The organism is Burkholderia sp. L-4, from assembly GCF_056856535.1.
Genome location: NZ_JBXEOX010000001.1, coordinates 1 through 22,445 on the forward strand (window position 1 = coordinate 1; position 22,445 = coordinate 22,445).

Below are 22,445 nucleotides of genomic sequence, written 5' to 3' on the forward strand. Positions count from 1 at the left end.
GATGAACGATTTCTGGCAACACTGTTCCGCACTGCTGGAGCGCGAGCTGACGCCCCAGCAGTACGTGACGTGGATCAAACCCTTGGCCCCGGTGGCCTTCGATGCGTCGGCGAACACGCTGTCCATCGCCGCGCCGAACCGTTTCAAGCTGGACTGGGTCAAGAGCCAGTTTTCGGGACGGATCTCCGATCTGGCCCGGGATTTCTGGAACGCGCCGATCGAAGTCCAGTTCGTCCTCGATCCGAAGGCCGGCATGCGCAGCGCGCCCGCCGGCAGCGCGCCGGCCGCCCCGCGCGCGCCGCTCACCCCGAACGGCCCGGCCGCGACGGTCGCCGCGATCGCCGCCAACCTGACCGCGAATGCCGCCGCCGCGCCCAGCGCGCCGGCCGACGTGCCGATGACGCCGTCGGCGGCCGCCGCGCATCACCTGAACGCCGACGACGCCGACATCGACCTGCCGAGCCTGCCCGCGCACGAAGCGGCGGCCGGCCGCCGCACGTGGCGCCCGGGCCCCGGCGCGGCCCCCGCGAACGGCGGCGAAGCCGATTCGATGTACGAACGCTCGAAGCTGAACCCGGTGCTCACGTTCGACAACTTCGTGACCGGCAAGGCCAACCAGCTCGCGCGCGCCGCCGCGATCCAGGTCGCGGACAACCCTGGCATCTCGTACAACCCGCTGTTCCTGTACGGCGGCGTCGGCCTCGGCAAGACCCACCTGATCCATGCGATCGGCAACCAGCTGCTGCTCGACAAGGCCGGCGCGCGAATCCGCTACATCCATGCGGAACAGTACGTGTCAGACGTGGTGAAGGCGTACCAGCGCAAGGCGTTCGACGACTTCAAGCGCTACTACCACTCGCTCGACCTGCTGCTGATCGACGATATCCAGTTCTTCTCCGGCAAATCGCGCACGCAAGAGGAATTCTTCTACGCGTTCGAGGCGCTCGTCGCGAACAAGGCGCAGGTGATCATCACCAGCGACACGTATCCGAAGGAAATCTCGGGCATCGACGATCGCCTGATCTCGCGCTTCGACTCGGGCCTGACCGTCGCGATCGAGCCGCCCGAGCTGGAAATGCGCGTCGCGATCCTGATGCGCAAGGCGCAGTCGGAAGGCGTGAACCTGTCGGAGGACGTCGCGTTCTTCGTCGCGAAGCACCTGCGCTCGAACGTGCGCGAGCTCGAAGGCGCGCTGCGCAAGATCCTCGCGTATTCGAAGTTCCATGGCCGCGAGATCTCGATCGAGCTGACCAAGGAAGCGCTGAAGGACCTGCTGACCGTGCAGAACCGGCAGATTTCGGTCGAGAACATCCAGAAGACCGTCGCCGACTTCTACAACATCAAGGTCGCCGACATGTATTCGAAGAAGCGCCCCGCGAACATCGCGCGGCCGCGGCAGATTGCGATGTACCTGGCGAAGGAACTCACGCAGAAGAGCCTGCCGGAAATCGGCGAGCTGTTCGGCGGGCGCGACCACACCACCGTGCTGCATGCGGTGCGCAAGATCGCCGACGAGCGCAGCAAGGACGCGCAGCTCAACCACGAGCTGCACGTGCTGGAACAGACGCTGAAGGGCTGAGCGCGCGCACCGCGCTTGATAATTCGGCCTCCGCCCCAATTTAAGGGGGGCGGTTCGGTTTTGAGGCACAATACTGGTTTGACCGCCCCGGTGGTGGCGGGCCAAGAGCCCGGCCGGCGGGGCGCTGCGAGGCTGCTGCGCTGCAGGCCGTTACTCAACGAAGGAACTCTATGCAACTGGTCAAGACCGAACGAGACACCCTCCTCAGGCCGCTGCAAACGGTCAGCGGCATCGTCGAACGCCGCCATACGTTGCCGATCCTCGCCAACCTGCTGATCACCAAGAACGGCCCGGACGTTTCATTCCTGTCGACCGACCTGGAGCTGCAGATCACCACGCGCGCCGATTTCGGCGTCGGCGGCGACCAGATCGCGACCACCGTCGCGGCCCGCAAGCTGCTCGACATCCTGCGCGCGATGCCTGACGGCCAGGTCACGCTGTCGCTCGCCGACAAGCGCCTCACCGTTCAATCGGGCAAGAGCCGCTTCGCACTGCAGACGCTCGCGGCCGACGAGTTCCCGACCGTCGCGCAGGCCAAGGATTTCGGCGCTACGCTCACCGTCCCGCAGAAGTCGTTCCGCCAGCTGCTCGGCATGGTGCACTTCGCGATGGCGCAGCAGGACATCCGCTACTACCTGAACGGCATGCTGCTCGTCGTCGACGGCGACCAGCTGATGGCCGTGGCCACCGACGGCCACCGCCTCGCGTTCTCGTCGATGAAGCTCGAAGGCGGCACGTTCGGCCGCCAGGAAGTCATCGTGCCGCGCAAGACGATTCTCGAGCTGCAGCGCCTGCTCGAGGACATCGACGACACCGTCACCATCGACATCGCGCAAACCCAGGCCAAGTTCACGTTCGGCCAGGTCGAGCTCGTGTCGAAACTCGTCGAGGGCAAGTTCCCCGACTTCCAGCGCGTGATCCCGAAGGCGCACAAGAACACGTTCGAGATCGGCCGTGAAGAACTGCAGCGTTCGCTGCAGCGCGCGGCCATTCTGACCTCGGACAAGTTCAAGGGCGTGCGCTGCATCATCGCGCCGGGCCAGCTGAAGATCATGTCGACCAACGCCGATCAGGAAGAGGCGCAGGAAGAACTCGAAATCGCCTACCAGGGCGATACCGTCGACATCGGCTTCAACGTCACGTATCTGCTCGACGTGCTCGCGAACCTGAAGGTCGACACCGTGCAGGTGAGCCTCGGCGACGCCAGCTCGAGCGCGCTGATCACCGTGCCCGAGAACGACGAGTTCAAGTATGTCGTGATGCCGATGCGCATCTGACGCGCACGACATCAAGACACACACCAGGGGGCGGCAAGCCCCTTTGGCGTTTTTATGGCGAACCGACAACCCGTCCTTTCGGTGCCTGACCGGCACCGTGGATGGGCCAGGAAACTGGAGCGGCCCGGCGATTTCCTTCGCTGAAACGCACCGCGCCGCCACTAGAGTGGCCTCGCAGAACCGGAAGATATCCATGAGTGAACAGCACAATTCGCAACCCGATAACAGCAGCTACGGCGCCTCGTCGATCCAGATCCTCGAAGGTCTGGAAGCGGTGCGCAAGCGCCCCGGGATGTACATCGGCGACACGTCGGACGGCACCGGTCTGCACCACCTCGTGTTCGAGGTGCTCGACAACTCGATCGACGAAGCGCTGGCCGGGTACTGCAACGACATCCACGTGACGATTCACGCCGACAACTCGATTTCCGTGACCGACAACGGCCGCGGGATTCCGACCGACGTGAAGATGAACGACAAGCACGAGCCGAAGCGCAGTGCGGCGGAAATCGTGATGACCGAGCTGCACGCCGGCGGCAAGTTCGACCAGAACAGCTACAAGGTGTCCGGTGGTCTGCACGGCGTGGGCGTGTCGTGCGTGAACGCGCTGTCGAGCTGGCTGCGCCTCACCGTGCGGCGCGACGGCAAGAAGCGCTTCATGGAATTCCACCGCGGCGTCGCGCAGGATCGCGTGATCGAGGTGGTGGACGGCGTGGAAGTGTCGCCGATGCTCGTGACCGGCGACACCGAGAACCGCGGCACCGAAGTGCATTTCATGGCCGATCCGACGATTTTCGGCACGGTCGAGTATCACTACGACATCCTCGCGAAGCGGATGCGCGAGCTTTCGTTCCTGAACAACGGCGTGCGAATTCGTCTCACGGACCTGCGTTCGGGCAAGGAAGACGATTTCGCGTTCGCCGGCGGGGTGAAGGGCTTCGTCGAGTACATCAACAAGACGAAGACCAACCTGCACCCGACGGTGTTCTTCGCGAACGGCGAGAAGGATGGCGTGGGCGTCGAAGTCGCGATGCAGTGGAACGACAGCTACAACGAAAACGTGCTGTGCTTCACGAACAACATTCCGCAGCGCGACGGCGGCACGCACCTGACCGGCCTGCGGGCCGCGATGACGCGCGTCATCAACAAGTACATCACCGACAACGAAATCGCGAAGAAGGCGAAGGTCGAGACGACCGGCGACGACATGCGCGAAGGGCTGTCGTGCGTGCTGTCCGTGAAGGTGCCGGAGCCGAAGTTCAGCTCGCAGACGAAGGACAAGCTGGTTTCTTCCGAGGTTCGTGCGCCGGTTGAGGAAGTCGTCGCGAAGGCGCTCGAAGAGTTCCTGCTGGAAACGCCGATCGACGCGAAGATCATCTGCGGGAAGATCGTCGAAGCTGCTCGGGCGCGGGATGCTGCTCGGAAGGCGCGTGAGATGACGCGACGCAAGGGTGTGCTCGACGGCGTCGGCCTGCCGGGCAAGCTCGCGGACTGTCAGGAGAAGGATCCGGCGAAGTGCGAAATCTACATCGTCGAGGGTGACTCGGCAGGTGGGTCGGCAAAGCAAGGGCGTGATCGCAAGTTCCAGGCGATCCTGCCGCTGCGCGGCAAGGTGCTGAACGTCGAGAAGGCGCGCTACGACAAGCTGCTGTCGTCGGAACAGATCGTCACGCTCGTGACCGCGCTTGGCTGCGGGATCGGCAAGGACGATTACAACCTCGAGAAGCTGCGTTATCACCGCATCATCATCATGACCGACGCGGACGTGGACGGTGCGCACATCCGGACGCTGCTGCTCACGTTCCTGTATCGCCAGATGCCGGACATGATCGAACGCGGGTACGTGTATATCGCGCAGCCGCCGCTTTACAAGATCAAGGCGGGCAAGGACGAGCGGTATCTGAAGGATGACGTGGAGCTGAACGCGCACATGCTGCGGTTGGCGCTGCAAGGGTCGGAGTTGGTGCCGGGTGAGAATGCGGCGGCGATTTCCGGTGATGCGCTTGGGGAACTGGCGCGGTCGTATCTGCTGTCGCAGAGCGTGATCGAGCGGTTGAGCCGGTTGTATGACCCGGCCGCGCTGGAAGCGGTCATGGATGGGGTGGTGATCGATCTCTCCAGCGAGGCTTCGACCGAGGCTTCGGCGAAGGCTCTTCATGCCGCGCTGCATGACGAGGCTTTGAAGAACGAAGTGCGTGTGGTGCCTTCGTATGACGCGGTTCGCGAACAGCGGGCGCTGCATGTCGAGCGGACGCATCACGGCAACGTGCGGGTTTCCGTCATCGACCAAGAATTCCAGCACACGGCGGATTATCAGCAGCTCGTGACGACGGCGAATACGTTCAAGGGGCTTATTGGGGAAGGTGCGGTCATCAAGCGCGGTGAGCGCAGCATGGCCGTGGCGGACTTCAAGAGCGCGATGAAGTGGCTGCTGGCGGATGCGGAGCGCAACGTCTCCAAACAACGCTATAAGGGCCTCGGCGAGATGAACCCCGAGCAGCTGTGGGAAACGACGATGGATCCGGCGGTGCGGCGTCTGCTGCGTGTGCAGATCGAAGATGCTATTGCTGCGGACGGGATCTTTACTACCCTCATGGGGGATGATGTCGAGCCGCGGCGGGCGTTTATCGAGTCGAATGCGTTGCGGGCGGGGAATATCGACGTTTGACGACAACTTCGGTCTAGAACCCCAGAGTAAGTACGACTAGCCCACCCGCCGAGCGCCAGTTTTATGAGCGCTCAGCCACAAAATCATAATCCGAAGGTCCGGGGTTCGAATCTCTGATTCGCCATTAGCTTCACCCCAAAGCCGCTGTTCCGCAAGGACAGCGGCTTTTTTGCTTTCCGTGCCGTGAAACCCACCCAAAACGGATACCAATAGGCGAGCGTTTTTGGTGCAACGCGGTTTTCCGGAAGTGGGGCTATTTGCCGCTTTCACCTTCTGTGGAGTGCCCACCCGATGAAACGCTCCTATCCCACCTCCCGCGCCGGCCCCTGTAACCTAAGCAGCGCCCCCGCCCGCCAAGCCTACGAGCAATACCGAAACACCGCCCCTTTTGCATTGCTCGTAGCAACGCCGCTGGCTGCCTCAATCATTCCGACTCCGAGCGGTGCGAGTCGATTATCTGCGGGTGTTCGCAGATGCGTATCGTGTTGCGGGAAATCGTTGGTCCGAGGATGCGGCCCATGTCGACCATGCGCAGGAGTTTGGCCCACGGCACCGGATTTTCAAGTTCGCGCGCGCCAGCGTAGGCGTCGCTGCGATGATCTGGATGGCAAATGCTACCTCCAATTCTGGAACGCAAAGCTCGGCACAAGACCGCCAGTCGGAGTACATCAACGCCAAGCGCTTCTGCGATACGCCTCCGCCTTCGGGCAGTAACGAATGTTCGACGCTATCTCGCCAGATTGACCACGCCGAACGATGCATCAAGTTGTACGAGGCGTGGGATCAGAAGTGGTTGCCAGGGCGGCATGATGAAAAGATTGTCGGTTGGAAAAATCGCCTTCAGAATTTGAAGGATGAACACAATGGAAGTGCACCCAAAAATGTCCTCAAAAGAGCAGTTGAAATTGGTCTTCGATAAGTACAGCACCCACCCCGAATTCCTGGGGTTGGAGTTGACCGATCCCAATCAGCGCGGTGCGGTAGATGACACCGTTCTGCATCTTGCGGCTCGCACCGGTGCTATTGAAGACATGAAGATTCTGGTCGATGCGGGAGCAGATGTGAACATCGCGGGCGATCTGGGTAATACGCCACTGCACCAGGCGGCCATGATGGATCAATTCGACTCGATCAAGTTTCTCTTGAAGTGCAGCGCCAAGAAGCATCTGAGGAATGAATTTGATCAGACGCCGCTCGAAGTTGCAGAGCTTAACGAGAACGCAGAGATAATCCGACTTCTCAAGACAGGTCGATGAAGCCCATTATCCGAAAGGGCGACACAACCGATCACGGTGGCATTGTGCTCGATGGCTTCGGCTTCTCGAACCTGAACGGCCGCCCGGCATCTGGTGTTGGCCATATGGTGCTGTGTCCGAAGTGCCAAGGCGCCTATCCGATCGTTCAAGGTGCGCGGCGACAATCATTTTGGCCGGTATAGCGACAGAGGTTTTGGCCGGTGGGGAGAACTCGGAGGCGGCGTAGCCGCCGGAGAGTTCTCCCCACCGGCGGCGCCGAGTCGGCCGGGTTCTACGATGGCTGATCAAATCAAGAAGAAGCGATCAGCCGCATGTCCGGAACCCGTATCACCGACCAACAGGTTCGCCTCTACATGTCCAAACGCAAACACCACTCTCAGGAGATTGCCGCCGCCAAGGCCGGCATCAGTGTGCGCAGTGCCCGGCGCATAGAACGAGATGCCTCACTGCCGTCCCAGAAGCCCCGCGGCTATTGGCGTTCGCGCCCTGATCCGTTCGCCGACGTCTGGGACACCGAAGTCGTCGCGATGCTCACGAACGCGCCGCAATTGCAGGCGATCACGATCCTGCGCAAGCTGCAGGACGATCATCCCGGGCAATATCCCGACAGCACACGCCGCACGCTCGAGCGGCGCGTGAGGCACTGGAGAGCAATGTCCGGGCCGCCCAAGGAAGTCTTCTTCCCCCAGCAGCATGAGCCCGGCGCGCGGGGCCTGTCAGACTTTACCGACATGGCTGAACTGCGCGTGACCATCGCCGGCGCGCCATTCGCTCATCGGCTGTACCACTTCGTGCTGGCCTTCTCGCGCTGGGAGTACGCGAATGTCGTCGAAGGCGGCGAGAGTTTCGAAGCCCTGTCTACGGGCTTGCAGAATGCGCTCTGGCAGGCCGGCGGTTGCCCGCTCGAGCACCGCACCGACAGTCTGTCGGCGGCGTTCAGGAATCTGCTGTCAACCTCGGACGTAATTTCCCCAGAAGTGTCGAAGTAAAATTCCCCACCCTGTTCGGACGGTGATCAGCCGGCGACGTGATCGAATGGGTTCCTTCGGGGGCGGCCCGGGCGCCGGCGAGCCGGTTCAGCGGGCACGGGGTTCAGGGAAGACGGACGGTTGCGCAGATGGTCCGGCAGCAGATCGGCGTGTTCTCGCAGGCGGTACGATGTGCCTTCGATCTGCACGACGATCGCGTGGTGCAGCAGCCGGTCGAGCAACGCCGCGGCCACCACGCTGTCGCCGAACACGTCGCCCCATTCACCGAAGCTGCGATTGGACGTCAGGATGATCGCGCAGCGCTCGTAGCAGGCGTTGACGAGCTGGAAGAACAGGTTGCCGCCGTTGGAGCCGATGGGCAGGTAGCCGATCTCGTCGACGATGAGCAGGCTGTTACGGGCAAGGAAGCGCACGCGCTGCGCCAGGTTGCCTTCCCGTTCGGCCTTGGCCATCGAGTTCACGATCTCGGCCAGCGAGCCGAAGTAGACGCTCTTGCCCGCGCGCACGGCTTCCACGCCCAGCGCAATGGACAGGTGCGACTTGCCCGTGCCGGGCGGCCCCAGGAAGTGAACGGTCTGCCGTCGTTCGATGAACTCGAGTTGCGCAAGCGTCATGATGCGATCGCGATCCAGGCTCGGCTGGAAGCTGAAGTCGTAGCCGGCCAGCGTCTTGATCGTGCCGAGCCGCGCGGTCTGCAGCGCCATCCGGATGCGGCGTGTTTCGCGTGTCGTGAACTCCTCGCCCAGCAACGTTTCCAGCACTTCGAGCATCGAACTGTCGCCTTGCTCGAAGCGGTTCAGGGTGGCATCCAGCGTTTCGAGCGCGCGCGGCATGCGCAGGCCGACGAGATAGCGCCGGATGCGCTCCAGTGTCGAGGCAGGCATGCTGTTCATGCGGTCCTCCCGGCTTCTGCGAGACGTCTTGCGACCTGGTCATAGAACGACAAGGGCCGGCGAGCCACGCTCGCCGTCACCGATGGCACGGGGTGCCGTGCCGGCTGCTTACGCTGGTTTGCACGCCGATGACCGGGCAACAGCGAGGTTCGTCGCCGGCCTTCCAACACGGGATGCACCGCCAGCAGTTCACCGTCCTCGTAGATACGGATCTCGTGAGCCAGACTGTGGACGTCGAGCACGCGCTTGCGCGTACGATCGGGCACGCTGTAGTAGTTGCCACCGACCGAGACGAGACCTTCGTGGCTCACGCGCCGCTCAAGCCGGATCACGCCGTTGAAGGTGCCGGCCGGCAACGCCTGCAGCGTAGGACGCTCCTCACTGAAGTGCTGAGCGACGACGCGGTGCGTGGTGCCGTGCACGCGGACATTGGCAACCGTGTCGAGCCACTCGCGCAGTTGGCGGTTCAGGTCGGCGAGGTTCTGGAAGCGGCGCGCCAGGAAGAAGTCCTGCCGGATATAGCGATACGGCCGCTCGACCTTGCCCTTGGTCTTGGCGCGATACGCCTTGCAGGCGCGCGGCGCGAAGCCGTAGTGCTGCGCAAACGCGACCAGCTTCGCGTTGTAGACGATGTGCTTCTCGACTTCGCCCAGCACGGCCGCCTTCATCCGGTCGTACAGAATCTCGCGCGGAGCGCCGCCGAGGTGCTCGAACGCTTCCATGTGGCAGCGCAGGACGGTCTGCAGGTCCTGATGCTCGACGAAACGTCCCCAGAGATAGCGGCTGTGCCCAAGCACGATCGAGAACAGCCAGATCGAACGCCGCTGGCCGGGCGCGTCATCGAGCTCGACATTGAAGTGCGCGAAATCCACTTGAGCCTGATGACCGGCGGGCGTCTCAAAGCGCACCTCGAAGCCGCGTTGGCGCGGCGGCCGGACTTCCCGAACCAGGTCGCCCAGCGCCGTGCGGCCGCCGGTATACCCCATGGCCCGGATCTCGCGCAGCAGACGTTCGACGCTCAGGTCGGGAAACTCGCGTACACGTTCGGTGACGTAGTGGACGAACGGATCGACCACGCACGGTCGCGGCGCGCGCGGACCGTAACGCGGCGCCTGAACGCCATTCCTGATGTATTTACGAACGGTCTTGCGATCCATACTCAGTCGAGCAGCGATGGCCGAAATACTCAGCCCTTGCCGATGCAATTCCAGAATCGTCATCACTTCCTCCAGCTCGACCACCGACACCCCCACGACGGATCTCAAGGGCAATATGGTCAGCGATCGACAGGACGGCGCCGCTACTGCGGCGCCGTCGTATAAAAAACTGGGGAAAATTACTTCGACGAAAGTGGGGAGTATCTATCCGACGCTGACAATCTGCACGACGAGGAGGACTTCACGGTGCGCTATGCCGCGCTGCTCGAGCACTACGGCATGGCCGGCACGCGCAACAATCGCGGTCAGGGTCACGAGAACGGCAGCGTGGAGTCATCGCATCGCTACCTGAAGGAGGCCATCGATCAGGCGTTGATGTTGCGCGGGCATCGGGACTTCGCCGATCGCACGGCCTACGACGAGTTTCTGCGCGAGGTCGTCATGCGCCGCAACCGGCGCAATGGGGCAGCGTTCCGCCTGGAGCGCGAGCAGCTCATCGATCTGCCTCTGCGGCGCACCACCGACTTCGTTGAGGAGGAAGCACGCGTCACACGCTGCAGCACCTTCACCGTGCGCGGCATCCTCTACAGCGCGCCGTCGCGTCTGATCGGCCACCGCCTCAAGGTGCGCGTCTATGGCGACCGGCTCGACTGCTATCTATCTGGTGCGCTGGTGCACAGTGCCCCGCGCGGCTCGCGTACTGGCGACAACCGCCGCGCCCTCGATTACCGGCACTTGATTGAAGGTCTCAAGCGCAAGCCGCAGGCCTTCAAGGGACTCGCGTTTCGCGACGAGCTGTTTCCGCGTGAGGCCTATCGCCGAACGTGGGAGCAGCTCGAGGCACGGCTGACGCAGCGCGACGCCTGCAAGATGATTGTCGGTCTGCTTGAGCTCGCCGCGTTGGATGGCGTCGAAGCCGTCCTGGCTTCGCGCCTCAACGCATTGCTGGTGGACGGCAGACTGCCGGATCTGAAGGCATTGCGTGAGGAATTTGCGCCGCGCCAGGTCGATTGCCCGGTGGTTAATGTTGAGATACCCCCGGCCAGCTCCTATGACGACCTCCTGGGCAAGGAGGTGGCGGCATGAGCACACCGGGTTACGATTCCGGCCGACTGGCCCTGATGCTCAATGAATTGCGTCTGCCGACCATCGCGCGCCTGTGGCCTGAGTTTGCACAGCGCTCCGACAAAGAAGGCTGGCAGGCAACGCGACTGCTCGGCGCACTCCTTGAGCACGAACTCGCCGAGCGCGCCAAGCGGCGCATCGAGCGACACCGTGCCGAGTCCCATCTGGATCCAACCAAGACACTGGCCAACTTCGACTTCAGCATGGTGCCGATGGTCTCCAAAGCCCATGTCATGGCGCTGGCTGCCGGCGATTCGTGGCTCGAGAAAGGCGCCACAGTGCTGCTGTTTGGCCCGCCTGGGGTCGGCAAGAGTCATCTTGGGTCGGCCATCGGACACGCGCTGATCGACGCCGGTTACCGCGTGCTGCTCACGCGCACCAGTGAGATCGTGCAGAAGCTGCAGGCCGCGCGTCAAAGCCTGCAACTGCCTTCAGCGCTCTCCAAGCTCGACCGCTTCGACCTGATCATCCTGGACGACCTGTCGTATGCCCGAAAAGACCAGGCCGAAACGAGCGTGCTGTTCGAGCTGATCGCCGAAAGATACGAGCGCCGTAGCCTTCTGATAACCGCCAACCAGCCGTTCTCGGGATGGAATGACGTGTTTCCGGATCCCGGCATGACCGTCGCCGCGATCGACCGGCTCGTCCATCATTCGACGATCTTCGAGATGAACGTCGAAAGCTACCGCCGTCGCACGGCCAGCGACAAACAGACCGGCCGGCGCCGACAATCATCCAGCGACAATCACAAGGAAGGAGCAACAACCATGACCGAATAACCACCGACAATCATCCCGGTCGACCGGCCAAAATGATTGTCGGTAAACCGGCCATGCTGCTTGACGCTATCTATTCAAGGCTCAAGTCAGTACATGATTGAAGGCCGCGCAGCTGCGCTCGACGGGATGAAGACTGCATGTGGCGCATCGCTGATCGCCAGCCCACATGAGTTCATGGCCAGCGAGTGATTTGCAGCGATGTCGGATATATCGGGCAAAGTTCGGCGATCCGAAGCCTCTGCCCAAACCCGGTTCAACAGTGGCCATCTACTCAGCGAGATGGCCACTGTTCACCTCCCCATCACCGTCCTCACTACCGCATCCCGCCGAATCAACCCGTGATAAAGCGCAATCGCAAAGCGCGCGAGGAACGTAGCAAAGGAAAGCGGCCTTGCAACTTCGACGCCTTTCACTGTTGCAATCTGGCTCAAGACTCGACGCCGAAATGAAGCTCTCTGTGGCAATTTGGGCACAATGCGATCGCATTTTCGACCGTGTCTTCACCGTCGTCTGCAAGGCGTTGCTTGTGGTGCACCTCGAGGTATGGTGTGCGGTCTTTTTTCCTAAAAAACGGAGCGAGTACTTTGCAACGCTCACAAGCGCCATTCGCTCGAAGCAGGACCTCCGCAACAACGTCAGCGCTCCGAACGTAGATCTCCGTGACAGCCCTGATCTTTGCCGGCTTTTTGTTGGCTCGTGCGAGTCGCTTTCTTCGTGCTGCCGATGTGTCCGCAAGCGCTCGATCAACGTCTTTGTCGAAAGCGGCCTGACGTGCCTGAACGGTCTGCAACTCTGCGACCTGCCCCTCATACTGAGCAAGTTCGAACGTACCACGCTCTACCCGTATGAACTTCGCCTCTCGTTTTGACGGATCAAAATCTATGCACTGGGGGCAGTGATCCTCCACCTTGCGACGCACCGTTGCCTGAAATGTCGCCATATCTTGATAATTTTCTGGCAACTTCCCTGACGAGAATTTTGCGAGCAGCGCTTCATAGATTTTTTTGTACGGCGCTCTTCCACCCAGTTCTCGCACCACATCCTCAATGTCGCCAACTTTCACGCTGTACTGCGACATCTACTCAATCCCCGTATTCAGAGTATTTTTTTGATTTTCCGTACACCTTTTCTGCTGGATATTTCTTTTTATTAATTTCAATTTTCTCCAGCGCAGCCTTATGGAGATCTATCTCCAACCGGTCCGCCAGCAACACCAGGTACGCAAGGACGTCTGCCATCTCATGACGGATCGCTGTCAACTGGTCATCCGAAAGCTCGACCTTCTCCCCGGAATCAAGCCATTGAAACGGCTCCAGCAGCTCGCTAGCTTCGACGCTCAGCGCCGCCGCCAAATTCTTGGGCGTGTGAAATTTCTGCCAACCCCGCTCCGCTACAAACTGTCGGAGCACATTGCGAAGTTCTTCCAATTCCACTTTTTTCTCCGCTGGGCTGCATACGAAGTTTCAATAGAAAGGCCTCTCGGGTCGCCATGGAATTAGCCCCTTCGAGGCCTATAGAAACGGCAGGACCGTTATAGGAATTTGGAAAATATCACAATTTCGAGATAAGAATCCTCTCGCTCTCCCTCAGCTCCCCGCCATCCATCGCCCAACCACCCCATCCCTCCGAATCAACCAGTGATAAAGCGCAGCAGCAAAGTGCGCGAGGAACGTGGCAAAGAACAGATACGCCAACACCCGATACACGCCCCTGAGCCACACAAACGTCACCGGATACCCTCCCGCCGATAGCATCGCTCACCCGATCAGCAGCATCGTGCCCATCAGCGCATACAGCACGAGAGGCGCCCCATGCCGAGTGCACCACACACATTTCTGCCGCGCCAATGCAAAAACCCCCGCCTTTCGGGCGGGGGTTCTTGGCTTAGGGAGCCTGACGATTACCTACTTTCACACGGGAATCCGCACTATCATCGGCGTAGAGTCGTTTCACGGTCCTGTTCGGGATGGGAAGGGGTGGGACCGACTCGCTATGGTCATCAGGCAAAGAGGGTTGTCGCGCTGCTTCGCAGCACAACCAATCTTGGAAGAAGCAGTAATTTTGGGGTTGTGCGTATCAGCACATCGCGGTCATTCAACCGCTGTCTGTAAAACAGACTTGTTATAGGATCAAGCCTTACGGGCAATTAGTATCAGTTAGCTGAACGCATTACTGCGCTTACACACCTGACCTATCAACGTCCTGGTCTCGAACGACCCTTCAAGGGGATCTAGTCCCCAGGGATATCTCATCTTAAGGCGAGTTTCCCGCTTAGATGCTTTCAGCGGTTATCTCTTCCGAACATAGCTACCCGGCGATGCCACTGGCGTGACAACCGGTACACCAGAGGTTCGTCCACTCCGGTCCTCTCGTACTAGGAGCAGCCCCCTTCAAATATCCAACGCCCACGGCAGATAGGGACCAAACTGTCTCACGACGTTTTAAACCCAGCTCACGTACCTCTTTAAATGGCGAACAGCCATACCCTTGGGACCGGCTACAGCCCCAGGATGAGATGAGCCGACATCGAGGTGCCAAACACCGCCGTCGATATGAACTCTTGGGCGGTATCAGCCTGTTATCCCCAGAGTACCTTTTATCCGTTGAGCGATGGCCCTTCCATACAGAACCACCGGATCACTATGACCTGCTTTCGCACCTGCTCGACTTGTCGGTCTCGCAGTTAAGCACGCTTATGCCATTGCACTATCAGCACGATTTCCGACCGTACCTAGCGTACCTTCGTACTCCTCCGTTACGCTTTGGGAGGAGACCGCCCCAGTCAAACTGCCTACCATGCACTGTCCCCGACCCGGATCACGGGCCAAGGTTAGAACCTCAAACAAACCAGGGTGGTATTTCAAGGACGGCTCCACCGAAACTAGCGTTCCGGTTTCATAGCCTCCCACCTATCCTACACAGATCGGTTCAAAGTCCAATGCAAAGCTACAGTAAAGGTTCATGGGGTCTTTCCGTCTAGCCGCGGGTAGATTGCATCATCACAAACACTTCAACTTCGCTGAGTCTCGGGAGGAGACAGTGTGGCCATCGTTACGCCATTCGTGCAGGTCGGAACTTACCCGACAAGGAATTTCGCTACCTTAGGACCGTTATAGTTACGGCCGCCGTTTACCGGGACTTCAATCAAGAGCTTGCACCCCATCATTTAATCTTCCGGCACCGGGCAGGCGTCACACCCTATACGTCCACTTTCGTGTTTGCAGAGTGCTGTGTTTTTATTAAACAGTCGCAGCCACCAGTTTATTGCAACCCCTTCACCCTCCTGGCGCAGGCCAGTCAAGCTACAAGGGCGTACCTTATCCCGAAGTTACGGTACCAATTTGCCGAGTTCCTTCTCCCGAGTTCTCTCAAGCGCCTTAGAATACTCATCTCGCCCACCTGTGTCGGTTTGCGGTACGGTCATCGTTAGACTGAAGCTTAGAGGCTTTTCTTGGAACCACTTCCAATTGCTTCGCTCCCTAAGGAGCTCGCGCCACACCCTTGAATTACGCGCCCGGATTTGCCTAAGCGCCTTCTCCAATGCAGCGACCGGGACTTCCAACACCCGGACAACCTTCCGCGATCCGTCCCCCCATCGCATCTAACAATGGTGCAGGAATATTGACCTGCTTCCCATCAGCTACGCATTTCTGCCTCGCCTTAGGGGCCGACTCACCCTACGCCGATGAACGTTGCGTAGGAAACCTTGGGCTTACGGCGAGGGGGCCTTTCACCCCCTTTATCGCTACTCATGTCAGCATTCGCACTTCCGATACCTCCAGCACGCTTTTCAACGCACCTTCGCAGGCTTACGGAACGCTCTCCTACCATGCGAGCAAAGCTCGCATCCGCAGCTTCGGTATATAGCTTAGCCCCGTTACATCTTCCGCGCAGGACGACTCGATCAGTGAGCTATTACGCTTTCTTTAAAGGGTGGCTGCTTCTAAGCCAACCTCCTGACTGTTTTAGCCTTCCCACTTCGTTTCCCACTTAGCTATATTTGGGGACCTTAGCTGGCGGTCTGGGTTGTTTCCCTCTTGACACCGGACGTTAGCACCCGATGTCTGTCTCCCGTGATTGCACTCTTCGGTATTCGGAGTTTGCTATGGCGGGGTAATCTGCAATAGACCCCCCAACCATGACAGTGCTCTACCCCCGAAGGTGAGACACGAGGCACTACCTAAATAGTTTTCGGAGAGAACCAGCTATTTCCAGGTTTGTTTAGCCTTTCACCCCTATCCACAGCTCATCCCCTAACTTTTCAACGTTAGTGGGTTCGGACCTCCAGTACGTGTTACCGCACCTTCATCCTGGCCATGGATAGATCACCTGGTTTCGGGTCTACGCCCAGCAACTGAACGCCCTATTCGGACTCGCTTTCGCTACGCCTGCCCTATACGGTTAAGCTTGCTACTGAACGTAAGTCGCTGACCCATTATACAAAAGGTACGCCGTCACCCCTTACGAGGCTCCGACTGTTTGTATGCATGCGGTTTCAGGATCTATTTCACTCCCCTCCCGGGGTTCTTTTCGCCTTTCCCTCACGGTACTGGTTCACTATCGGTCGATCACGAGTATTTAGCCTTGGAGGATGGTCCCCCCATCTTCAGACAGGATTTCACGTGTCCCGCCCTACTTGTCGCACACCTAGTTCTTTCATACTGTTTTCGCCTACAGGGCTATCACCTGCTATGGCCGCACTTTCCAGAGCGTTCGGCTAACAATACAAATAAAGAGTGCAAGGCTCATCCCATTTCGCTCGCCACTACTTTGGGAATCTCGGTTGATTTCTTTTCCTGCGGTTACTTAGATGTTTCAGTTCACCGCGTTCGCTTCGCATGGCCTATGTATTCAGCCATGGATACTCCAAAAGGAGTGGGTTTCCCCATTCGGACATCTACGGATCAAAGCTCGTTTGCCAGCTCCCCGTAGCTTTTCGCAGGCTACCGCGTCCTTCATCGCCTGTGATCGCCAAGGCATCCACCACATGCACTTGTTCGCTTGACCCTATAACGAGTCTGTCTCTCGACAGCCGCTACAGGTTGAGTTCTCGCGTTGTGCCGTATTCCAATTGAGTCAAACATAGAGTTCGAATCATCTTGAGATACATCGATACAATCACAACCCGGATAGTTTCCACGTCCATCTCAAGACGCTTCCGCTATCCAAATTACTTACTTCTTCTAGATTGTTAAAGAACGACAGCCGATATCCGTTGATATCCTCTGACTGGCTCAATCGCCAATGAGAAAGACTCGAATAAATCATCATTCGAATGTTTTTCATTGAAGATTATCGAAAGCGGCCGGCATTATAGCCGATAAAACCTCTAACAGACAGTCTTTCTGTCTTAATCAACAGCCGATAAGCGTGAGCGCTCAACTTGTGCGAGAAGCTCTGGAAAGGAGGTGATCCAGCCGCACCTTCCGATACGGCTACCTTGTTACGACTTCACCCCAGTCATGAATCCTACCGTGGTGACCGTCCTCCTTGCGGTTAGACTAGCCACTTCTGGTAAAACCCACTCCCATGGTGTGACGGGCGGTGTGTACAAGACCCGGGAACGTATTCACCGCGGCATGCTGATCCGCGATTACTAGCGATTCCAGCTTCATGCACTCGAGTTGCAGAGTGCAATCCGGACTACGATCGGTTTTCTGGGATTAGCTCCCCCTCGCGGGTTGGCAACCCTCTGTTCCGACCATTGTATGACGTGTGAAGCCCTACCCATAAGGGCCATGAGGACTTGACGTCATCCCCACCTTCCTCCGGTTTGTCACCGGCAGTCTCCTTAGAGTGCTCTTGCGTAGCAACTAAGGACAAGGGTTGCGCTCGTTGCGGGACTTAACCCAACATCTCACGACACGAGCTGACGACAGCCATGCAGCACCTGTGCGCCGGTTCTCTTTCGAGCACTCCCACCTCTCAGCAGGATTCCGACCATGTCAAGGGTAGGTAAGGTTTTTCGCGTTGCATCGAATTAATCCACATCATCCACCGCTTGTGCGGGTCCCCGTCAATTCCTTTGAGTTTTAATCTTGCGACCGTACTCCCCAGGCGGTCAACTTCACGCGTTAGCTACGTTACTAAGGAAATGAATCCCCAACAACTAGTTGACATCGTTTAGGGCGTGGACTACCAGGGTATCTAATCCTGTTTGCTCCCCACGCTTTCGTGCATGAGCGTCAGTATTGGCCCAGGGGGCTGCCTTCGCCATCGGTATTCCTCCACATCTCTACGCATTTCACTGCTACACGTGGAATTCTACCCCCCTCTGCCATACTCTAGCCTGCCAGTCACCAATGCAGTTCCCAGGTTGAGCCCGGGGATTTCACATCGGTCTTAGCAAACCGCCTGCGCACGCTTTACGCCCAGTAATTCCGATTAACGCTTGCACCCTACGTATTACCGCGGCTGCTGGCACGTAGTTAGCCGGTGCTTATTCTTCCGGTACCGTCATCCCCCGACTGTATTAGAGCCAAGGATTTCTTTCCGGACAAAAGTGCTTTACAACCCGAAGGCCTTCTTCACACACGCGGCATTGCTGGATCAGGCTTTCGCCCATTGTCCAAAATTCCCCACTGCTGCCTCCCGTAGGAGTCTGGGCCGTGTCTCAGTCCCAGTGTGGCTGGTCGTCCTCTCAGACCAGCTACTGATCGTCGCCTTGGTAGGCCTTTACCCCACCAACTAGCTAATCAGCCATCGGCCAACCCTATAGCGCGAGGCCCGAAGGTCCCCCGCTTTCATCCGTAGATCGTATGCGGTATTAATCCGGCTTTCGCCGGGCTATCCCCCACTACAGGACATGTTCCGATGTATTACTCACCCGTTCGCCACTCGCCACCAGGTGCAAGCACCCGTGCTGCCGTTCGACTTGCATGTGTAAGGCATGCCGCCAGCGTTCAATCTGAGCCAGGATCAAACTCTTCAGTTTAAACCTGTTACTGTTTTCGGTTCGGTTAAGAACCGGTCGCTCACTCAAAGCTGACAGGAATATGAATCACTTCATAAACCTGACTTACTTTAGTGTGAGACTCTTGATACTTTCGCTATCTGATCCGAGGATCAGCTCGCTGCCATCAAGCGCCCACACTTATCGGCTGTTAATTTTTAAAGAGCAATCTGCGAGGAACTTCGTGTTTCCCGGCAGCGCTGCGTTTTCAGCAGCAGAGAAGCGAGATTATCAACCGTTTTTTGAGACTCGTCAACAACTTTTTTAACTACTTCGTTGCGACGACTGCGGTTTAATTTCGCGTGCACTGGAATCGATAAAACCGACTTCAACAGCACCGCTTCCCTCTTCTTCCCCCGCGCCGTGTTTCGGTTAGCGCGAAAGAGGCGTGATTCTATGCATCTGCCCCGGTCTCCGCAACCCCTTTTGTGAAATATTTTTGACATGCCAGGGCGGAGACCGCTCAGCCTTCCCGGTGCTCGTATACAGGCGACACGGCAGGCGCCGCCTCGGTCGCCCTTGAACAGCCCCGCCGCATCGAACGCAGCTTCCGTCGATTACCGCCCCACCATCGCCCTCACCACGCCATCCCGCCGAATCAGCCCGTGATACAGCGCCGCCGCAAAGTGCGCGAGGAACGTCAGGAAGAACAGATACGCGAGCACGCGATGCGCGACCCGGAGCCACGCGAACGTCACCGGATCAGCCGACACCAGCGCCGGCAGCTGCACGCCGCCGCCCAGCGTCACCGGATACCCGCCCGCCGACAGCATCGCCCAGCCGATCAGCGGCATCGCGACCATCAGCGCATACAGCACGAGATGCGACCCGTGCGCGGCCACCTTCTGCCACCACGGCAGATCCTCGGGCAACGCCGGCGGCTTCGACAGCACCCGCACCACGATCCGCACACACACGAGCACCAGCACGGCCACACCCAGCGGCTTGTGAATCGCCACCAGGATCTCGTGCCGTTCGGAAACGGACGCCACCATCCCCACGCCGATGAACAGCATCGCGAGGATCATCGCGGCCATCACCCAATGCAGCACCCGCGCCGGCAAACCAAACGTCGTAGAAGCCTTCATCACCGTCCCTCCGAACTCAACCTGGCCACGCCGGCCACCCCGGCCTCTTCACTCGTGCGCCGCAGATACGAATCCGCATAGGCCGCCGAGCGCGCCGCCAGCAACGGATCGCCCGACACCTGGATCCCTTGCGGCAGCACCGTCGGGTCGTAATTCACGTCGCGGCACGGGCCGCTGTCCTGCGCCTCCACGCGGTCGAGCACGAGCGTGCCCGCGTCGATCGTCGTGCGCTGCGCGGGCCAGACCTTCGTCGCGTCGTCCACCGGATCGCCGGGCTCCGCCAGCGTGACCAGCAGCTTCCACTTCTGCGGGCCAGCCGCGATGCGCTGCGTCACGTCCTGCTGCAGCACGTTCGGATCCGCGGCCGTCGCGACGTCGCCGGCGCCGGCCGTCTGCTCCGGCACGACCCGCCACCGCACCGCCTGGCGCTTGCCGGCCGCGTCGACGAAGTAGAACGCGTTCAATCCGTAATAGCTTTCGGTGACGTAGCTCGCGCTCGGCTTCGCACCCTTCACCCATTGCAGGAACGCGCCCGCCTCCGGATGCGCGCCAAAGAACGCCTTCACTTTCGCCGGATCGGGCTTGCCCGTCTTCGGATCGGGCCGGGTCGCGAGCGTCTGCTCATAGAATGCCTGCGGCGTCGCGACCGGAAACACCGGCATCGCGTTCATCCCGGTCCGCCATTGCTCGCCGTCCGGCGCGGTGAGCTTCAGCGCGAGGCTGCGGATCGGCACGCTGCTGTCGGGCGCGTACGGATTACCGCCCGGCAGTGCGAAGCGGCCGACCACCGGCGTGCGCACCGCGTTGAAGAACGGCGCGACCGAATACGCGCTCGCGGCGCCGTTGCCCTCGAAGTAGCCGGTCACGCACACGCCCTTCGCGTGATTGCGCCGGAAGCCGGGATGGACGCCGCTGTTGGTCTGCAGCGCGTCGACGAGCCGCTGCGGGGTCAGACGGGCCGGCGCGAGCCAGCCACCCGCATAGCCGAACGCGACGGCCACGCCGGCCACCGCGCCGCCGATCACGGCCCAGCGCCACCACCCGCGCCCGGGCTCGCGCTGCGGCGAAGAAGAGGAAGATTGCTTCATGAATGCGCTCCCGATCGTCAGATCATTGTCGAACCCGCGTAGGACGCCGCCCGCGCCACTTTATTCCACGAAAAAAATTTTCCTATGCTGGAGGGAATAATCGATGCCGGCCGACGTCCTACGCGGCATCCACGACCCTTTCGGCAACCGGCCCGGCCATGCCCTCCACCGCCCTCGACGACGAAGCATTACGCGAACTCATCCCCAGGCTGCGACGCTTCGCGCTCTGGCTGGCGCGCGACGTCCATGCAGCCGACGATCTCGTCCAGTCGACGCTCGAGCGCGCGCTGTCGCGCTGGACGAGCCGTCGCGACGACGCGTCGCTGCGCAGCTGGCTCTTCACGATCCTGTATCGGCAATTCCTCGACGGGAAACGCAGCGCGAAGCGCTACGCGTGGCTGCTCGGCCGTATCCAGGACGACGACGAAGCGCACTGGCCCTCCGCCGAACGCGAATTCACGGCACGCGCGACGCTCGAAGCGTTTGGCCGGCTCCCAGACGAGCAGCGCAGCCTGTTGCTGCTCGTCGCGGTCGAGGGCTTCACCTATCAGGAAGCCGCCGACCTGCTGGAGGTGCCGATCGGCACCGTGATGTCGCGGCTCTCCCGCGCGCGCCAGGCGCTGCGCCAGCTCAGCGACGGCGAGCTTCCCGCTCCTTCCTTGCGATTGATGAAGAAATGAACACGCCTCCGAACGAACACGACCTTCACGCCTATGTCGACGGCCAGCTCGACGACGATGCGCGCGCCGCGGTCGAGCGCTATCTCGCGCTGCATCCGGAGCGCGCGGAACAGGTGAAGCAATGGCAGCAGGATGCGCAGCGGTTGCGGGCCGCGCTGGAAAGCGTGCGGATGCCGCCCGACAACCCCGCGCTGGATCCGGCGGCGATTCGCGGCCGGCGCGCGGAACGCTCGCGGATGCGGTTCGCGATGGCGGCTTCGTTCGTGTTCTGCGTCGGGCTCGGGACGTTCGGCGGATGGCAGGCGCGCGGGTGGAACGCGGCGCCGCCCATCGCGCCGATGAGCGATGCGGTCAAGGCTTACCGGATGATGGTGGTCGATCGGACGGCCAAGGTCGACTACCGGCCGACCGGTGCGGGCGATTTGCAGGGATGGCTCACCAAAGGCGTGGGCGCATCGGCGAAGCTGCCGGATTTGAGCGCGGCGGGGTTCCGGCCCGTCGGCGGACGGTTGTTCACGACGGACAGTGGCGCCACGGCCGCGATGGTGCTCTATCAGAATGACGCCGGGCAGACGCTGAGCTTCTATCTCCGGCCGGCGGAATCGGAACATCGGCTGCTGCCGAATGGGCAACGCATGGATGGCGCGCTGCTCGCGCGGTATGGGTCGGTGAACGGGCTCAACTATGCGGTGGTCGGGCCGGCCGGGAGCCTCGGGGAGAAGGCGGTCGTGCAGGCGCTTGATCAGCAGACTTGAAGTGGTGGGATGCGCGCCCGGCTGGAGATCGGTGGTTGGCGGCAGGGCCTTATGCGGTGTGGCTCGGCGGGCTTGAGTACCCTTGCACTCGTCGGTTTATTGCACAGCGTTCCGACTGGCTGTGCCGGCTGGTTTTCCACATCGGTAGAGCGTATTCGG

Annotated in this window: 16 protein-coding genes, 3 rRNA genes and 4 pseudogenes; 12 read left to right on the forward strand and 11 right to left on the reverse strand. The window is 60.3% G+C overall.

Features of this window, described 5'->3' with window-relative positions; translation table 11 throughout:
- Nucleotide 1 precedes the first annotated feature (1 nt).
- From dnaA to AC1VVG_RS00035, 7 genes and pseudogenes are all read left to right on the forward strand, one after another.
- A complete protein-coding gene (gene dnaA, locus AC1VVG_RS00005) occupies nt 2-1,579 on the forward strand; it encodes a chromosomal replication initiator protein DnaA (RefSeq protein ID WP_034190190.1) in 1,578 nt (525 codons plus the stop codon).
- 170 nt (nt 1,580-1,749) lie between these two features.
- Nucleotides 1,750-2,856, forward strand: a complete 1,107-nt coding sequence (dnaN, locus tag AC1VVG_RS00010; RefSeq protein ID WP_006490996.1) for a DNA polymerase III subunit beta — start codon at nt 1,750-1,752, stop codon at nt 2,854-2,856.
- A 193-nt stretch (nt 2,857-3,049) separates the two neighbouring features.
- Nucleotides 3,050-5,524: a DNA topoisomerase (ATP-hydrolyzing) subunit B gene (gene gyrB / locus AC1VVG_RS00015; protein ID WP_059561571.1), complete on the forward strand. Its 2,475-nt coding sequence runs from the start codon at nt 3,050-3,052 to the stop codon at nt 5,522-5,524.
- A gap of 442 nt (nt 5,525-5,966) precedes the next feature.
- Entirely contained in the window at nt 5,967-6,443 is a 477-nt protein-coding gene (locus AC1VVG_RS00020) for a hypothetical protein (RefSeq protein ID WP_482835055.1), read from the forward strand.
- Nucleotides 6,388-6,780, forward strand: a complete 393-nt coding sequence (locus AC1VVG_RS00025) for an ankyrin repeat domain-containing protein (protein ID WP_482835057.1) — start codon at nt 6,388-6,390, stop codon at nt 6,778-6,780. The genes AC1VVG_RS00020 and AC1VVG_RS00025 overlap by 56 nt, the downstream gene beginning before the upstream one ends.
- Nucleotides 6,777-6,962 (forward strand): PAAR domain-containing protein, encoded by a 186-nt coding sequence (locus tag AC1VVG_RS00030; protein WP_482835058.1) that lies wholly within the window; start codon nt 6,777-6,779, stop codon nt 6,960-6,962. Before AC1VVG_RS00025 ends, AC1VVG_RS00030 begins: the two co-directional genes overlap by 4 nt.
- A 129-nt stretch (nt 6,963-7,091) precedes the next feature.
- A pseudogene (locus AC1VVG_RS00035) lies at nt 7,092-7,742 on the forward strand (IS21 family transposase); the annotation flags it as partial.
- Nucleotides 7,743-7,795: 53 nt separating this feature from the next.
- On the opposite strand, the gene istB (AC1VVG_RS00040) reads toward AC1VVG_RS00035, so the two are convergent.
- On the reverse strand, nt 7,796-8,662 hold the full coding sequence (gene istB / locus AC1VVG_RS00040; RefSeq protein WP_012732871.1) for an IS21-like element ISBcen28 family helper ATPase IstB: 867 nt from the start codon (nt 8,660-8,662) through the stop codon (nt 7,796-7,798).
- Entirely contained in the window at nt 8,659-9,915 is a 1,257-nt protein-coding gene (gene istA, locus AC1VVG_RS00045) for an IS21 family transposase (protein WP_338340935.1), read from the reverse strand. Before istA ends, istB (AC1VVG_RS00040) begins: the two co-directional genes overlap by 4 nt.
- Nucleotides 9,916-10,038: 123 nt before the next feature.
- Here istA and AC1VVG_RS00050 point away from each other — a divergent pair.
- The 3 genes and pseudogenes from AC1VVG_RS00050 to AC1VVG_RS00060 all read left to right on the forward strand — a co-directional run.
- A pseudogene (locus AC1VVG_RS00050) lies at nt 10,039-10,905 on the forward strand (Mu transposase domain-containing protein); the annotation flags it as partial.
- On the forward strand, nt 10,902-11,723 hold the full coding sequence (gene istB, locus AC1VVG_RS00055) for an IS21-like element helper ATPase IstB (RefSeq protein WP_482835060.1): 822 nt from the start codon (nt 10,902-10,904) through the stop codon (nt 11,721-11,723). The pseudogene AC1VVG_RS00050 and the gene istB (AC1VVG_RS00055), both read left to right, overlap by 4 nt.
- Before the next feature lie 60 nt (nt 11,724-11,783).
- Nucleotides 11,784-11,912 carry a PAAR domain-containing protein gene (locus AC1VVG_RS00060; RefSeq protein WP_482835061.1) on the forward strand — a complete coding sequence of 43 codons (129 nt, stop codon included), beginning with the start codon at nt 11,784-11,786 and terminating at the stop codon, nt 11,910-11,912.
- A 101-nt stretch (nt 11,913-12,013) separates the two neighbouring features.
- On the opposite strand, the pseudogene AC1VVG_RS00065 reads toward AC1VVG_RS00060, so the two are convergent.
- The 9 genes and pseudogenes from AC1VVG_RS00065 to AC1VVG_RS00105 all read right to left on the reverse strand — a co-directional run.
- Nucleotides 12,014-12,109: pseudogene (locus tag AC1VVG_RS00065) on the reverse strand (cytochrome b); the annotation flags it as partial.
- Between the two features lie 41 nt (nt 12,110-12,150).
- On the reverse strand, nt 12,151-12,801 hold the full coding sequence (locus tag AC1VVG_RS00070) for an HNH endonuclease (RefSeq protein ID WP_482835062.1): 651 nt from the start codon (nt 12,799-12,801) through the stop codon (nt 12,151-12,153).
- A 4-nt stretch (nt 12,802-12,805) separates the two neighbouring features.
- Complete coding sequence (locus AC1VVG_RS00075) at nt 12,806-13,156, reverse strand: nucleotide pyrophosphohydrolase (RefSeq protein WP_482835063.1); 351 nt, start codon at nt 13,154-13,156, stop codon at nt 12,806-12,808.
- Nucleotides 13,157-13,309: 153 nt separating this feature from the next.
- Nucleotides 13,310-13,537, reverse strand: a pseudogene (locus AC1VVG_RS00080) (cytochrome b); the annotation flags it as partial.
- Between the two features lie 77 nt (nt 13,538-13,614).
- Nucleotides 13,615-13,727 (reverse strand): 5S ribosomal RNA (rrf, locus tag AC1VVG_RS00085).
- A 121-nt stretch (nt 13,728-13,848) separates the two neighbouring features.
- Nucleotides 13,849-16,730: ribosomal RNA gene (locus AC1VVG_RS00090) — 23S ribosomal RNA — on the reverse strand.
- Between the two features lie 394 nt (nt 16,731-17,124).
- Nucleotides 17,125-18,657, reverse strand: a 16S ribosomal RNA gene (locus AC1VVG_RS00095).
- Together the 16S, 23S and 5S rRNA genes form the textbook arrangement of a ribosomal RNA operon.
- 575 nt (nt 18,658-19,232) lie before the next feature.
- Complete coding sequence (locus tag AC1VVG_RS00100; RefSeq protein ID WP_175904955.1) at nt 19,233-19,763, reverse strand: cytochrome b; 531 nt, start codon at nt 19,761-19,763, stop codon at nt 19,233-19,235.
- On the reverse strand, nt 19,763-20,851 hold the full coding sequence (locus tag AC1VVG_RS00105; protein ID WP_301742676.1) for a catalase family peroxidase: 1,089 nt from the start codon (nt 20,849-20,851) through the stop codon (nt 19,763-19,765). Before AC1VVG_RS00105 ends, AC1VVG_RS00100 begins: the two co-directional genes overlap by 1 nt.
- A 158-nt stretch (nt 20,852-21,009) precedes the next feature.
- Here AC1VVG_RS00105 and AC1VVG_RS00110 point away from each other — a divergent pair, with 158 nt between their 5' ends.
- Nucleotides 21,010-21,531 carry a sigma-70 family RNA polymerase sigma factor gene (locus AC1VVG_RS00110; RefSeq protein ID WP_034188234.1) on the forward strand — a complete coding sequence of 174 codons (522 nt, stop codon included), beginning with the start codon at nt 21,010-21,012 and terminating at the stop codon, nt 21,529-21,531.
- Complete coding sequence (locus tag AC1VVG_RS00115; RefSeq protein WP_367190038.1) at nt 21,528-22,286, forward strand: anti-sigma factor family protein; 759 nt, start codon at nt 21,528-21,530, stop codon at nt 22,284-22,286. The genes AC1VVG_RS00110 and AC1VVG_RS00115 overlap by 4 nt, the downstream gene beginning before the upstream one ends.
- The last annotated feature ends 159 nt before the right edge of the window (nt 22,287-22,445 follow it).

What these genes read in the sequence shown, in the direction of transcription:
- gyrB (WP_059561571.1), top strand. Translation starts at nt 3,050, where the DNA reads ATGAGTGAACAGCACAATTCGCAACCCGATAACAGCAGCTACGGCGCC.
- dnaA (WP_034190190.1), top strand. Translation starts at nt 2, where the DNA reads ATGAACGATTTCTGGCAACACTGTTCCGCACTGCTGGAGCGCGAGCTG.
- AC1VVG_RS00100 (WP_175904955.1), bottom strand. Translation starts at nt 19,763, where the DNA reads ATGAAGGCTTCTACGACGTTTGGTTTGCCGGCGCGGGTGCTGCATTGG.
- istB (WP_482835060.1), top strand. Translation starts at nt 10,902, where the DNA reads ATGAGCACACCGGGTTACGATTCCGGCCGACTGGCCCTGATGCTCAAT.
- AC1VVG_RS00105 (WP_301742676.1), bottom strand. Translation starts at nt 20,851, where the DNA reads ATGAAGCAATCTTCCTCTTCTTCGCCGCAGCGCGAGCCCGGGCGCGGG.
- AC1VVG_RS00030 (WP_482835058.1), top strand. Translation starts at nt 6,777, where the DNA reads ATGAAGCCCATTATCCGAAAGGGCGACACAACCGATCACGGTGGCATT.
- AC1VVG_RS00070 (WP_482835062.1), bottom strand. Translation starts at nt 12,801, where the DNA reads ATGTCGCAGTACAGCGTGAAAGTTGGCGACATTGAGGATGTGGTGCGA.
- AC1VVG_RS00115 (WP_367190038.1), top strand. Translation starts at nt 21,528, where the DNA reads ATGAACACGCCTCCGAACGAACACGACCTTCACGCCTATGTCGACGGC.
- AC1VVG_RS00025 (WP_482835057.1), top strand. Translation starts at nt 6,388, where the DNA reads ATGGAAGTGCACCCAAAAATGTCCTCAAAAGAGCAGTTGAAATTGGTC.
- dnaN (WP_006490996.1), top strand. Translation starts at nt 1,750, where the DNA reads ATGCAACTGGTCAAGACCGAACGAGACACCCTCCTCAGGCCGCTGCAA.
- istB (WP_012732871.1), bottom strand. Translation starts at nt 8,662, where the DNA reads ATGAACAGCATGCCTGCCTCGACACTGGAGCGCATCCGGCGCTATCTC.
- AC1VVG_RS00110 (WP_034188234.1), top strand. Translation starts at nt 21,010, where the DNA reads ATGCCCTCCACCGCCCTCGACGACGAAGCATTACGCGAACTCATCCCC.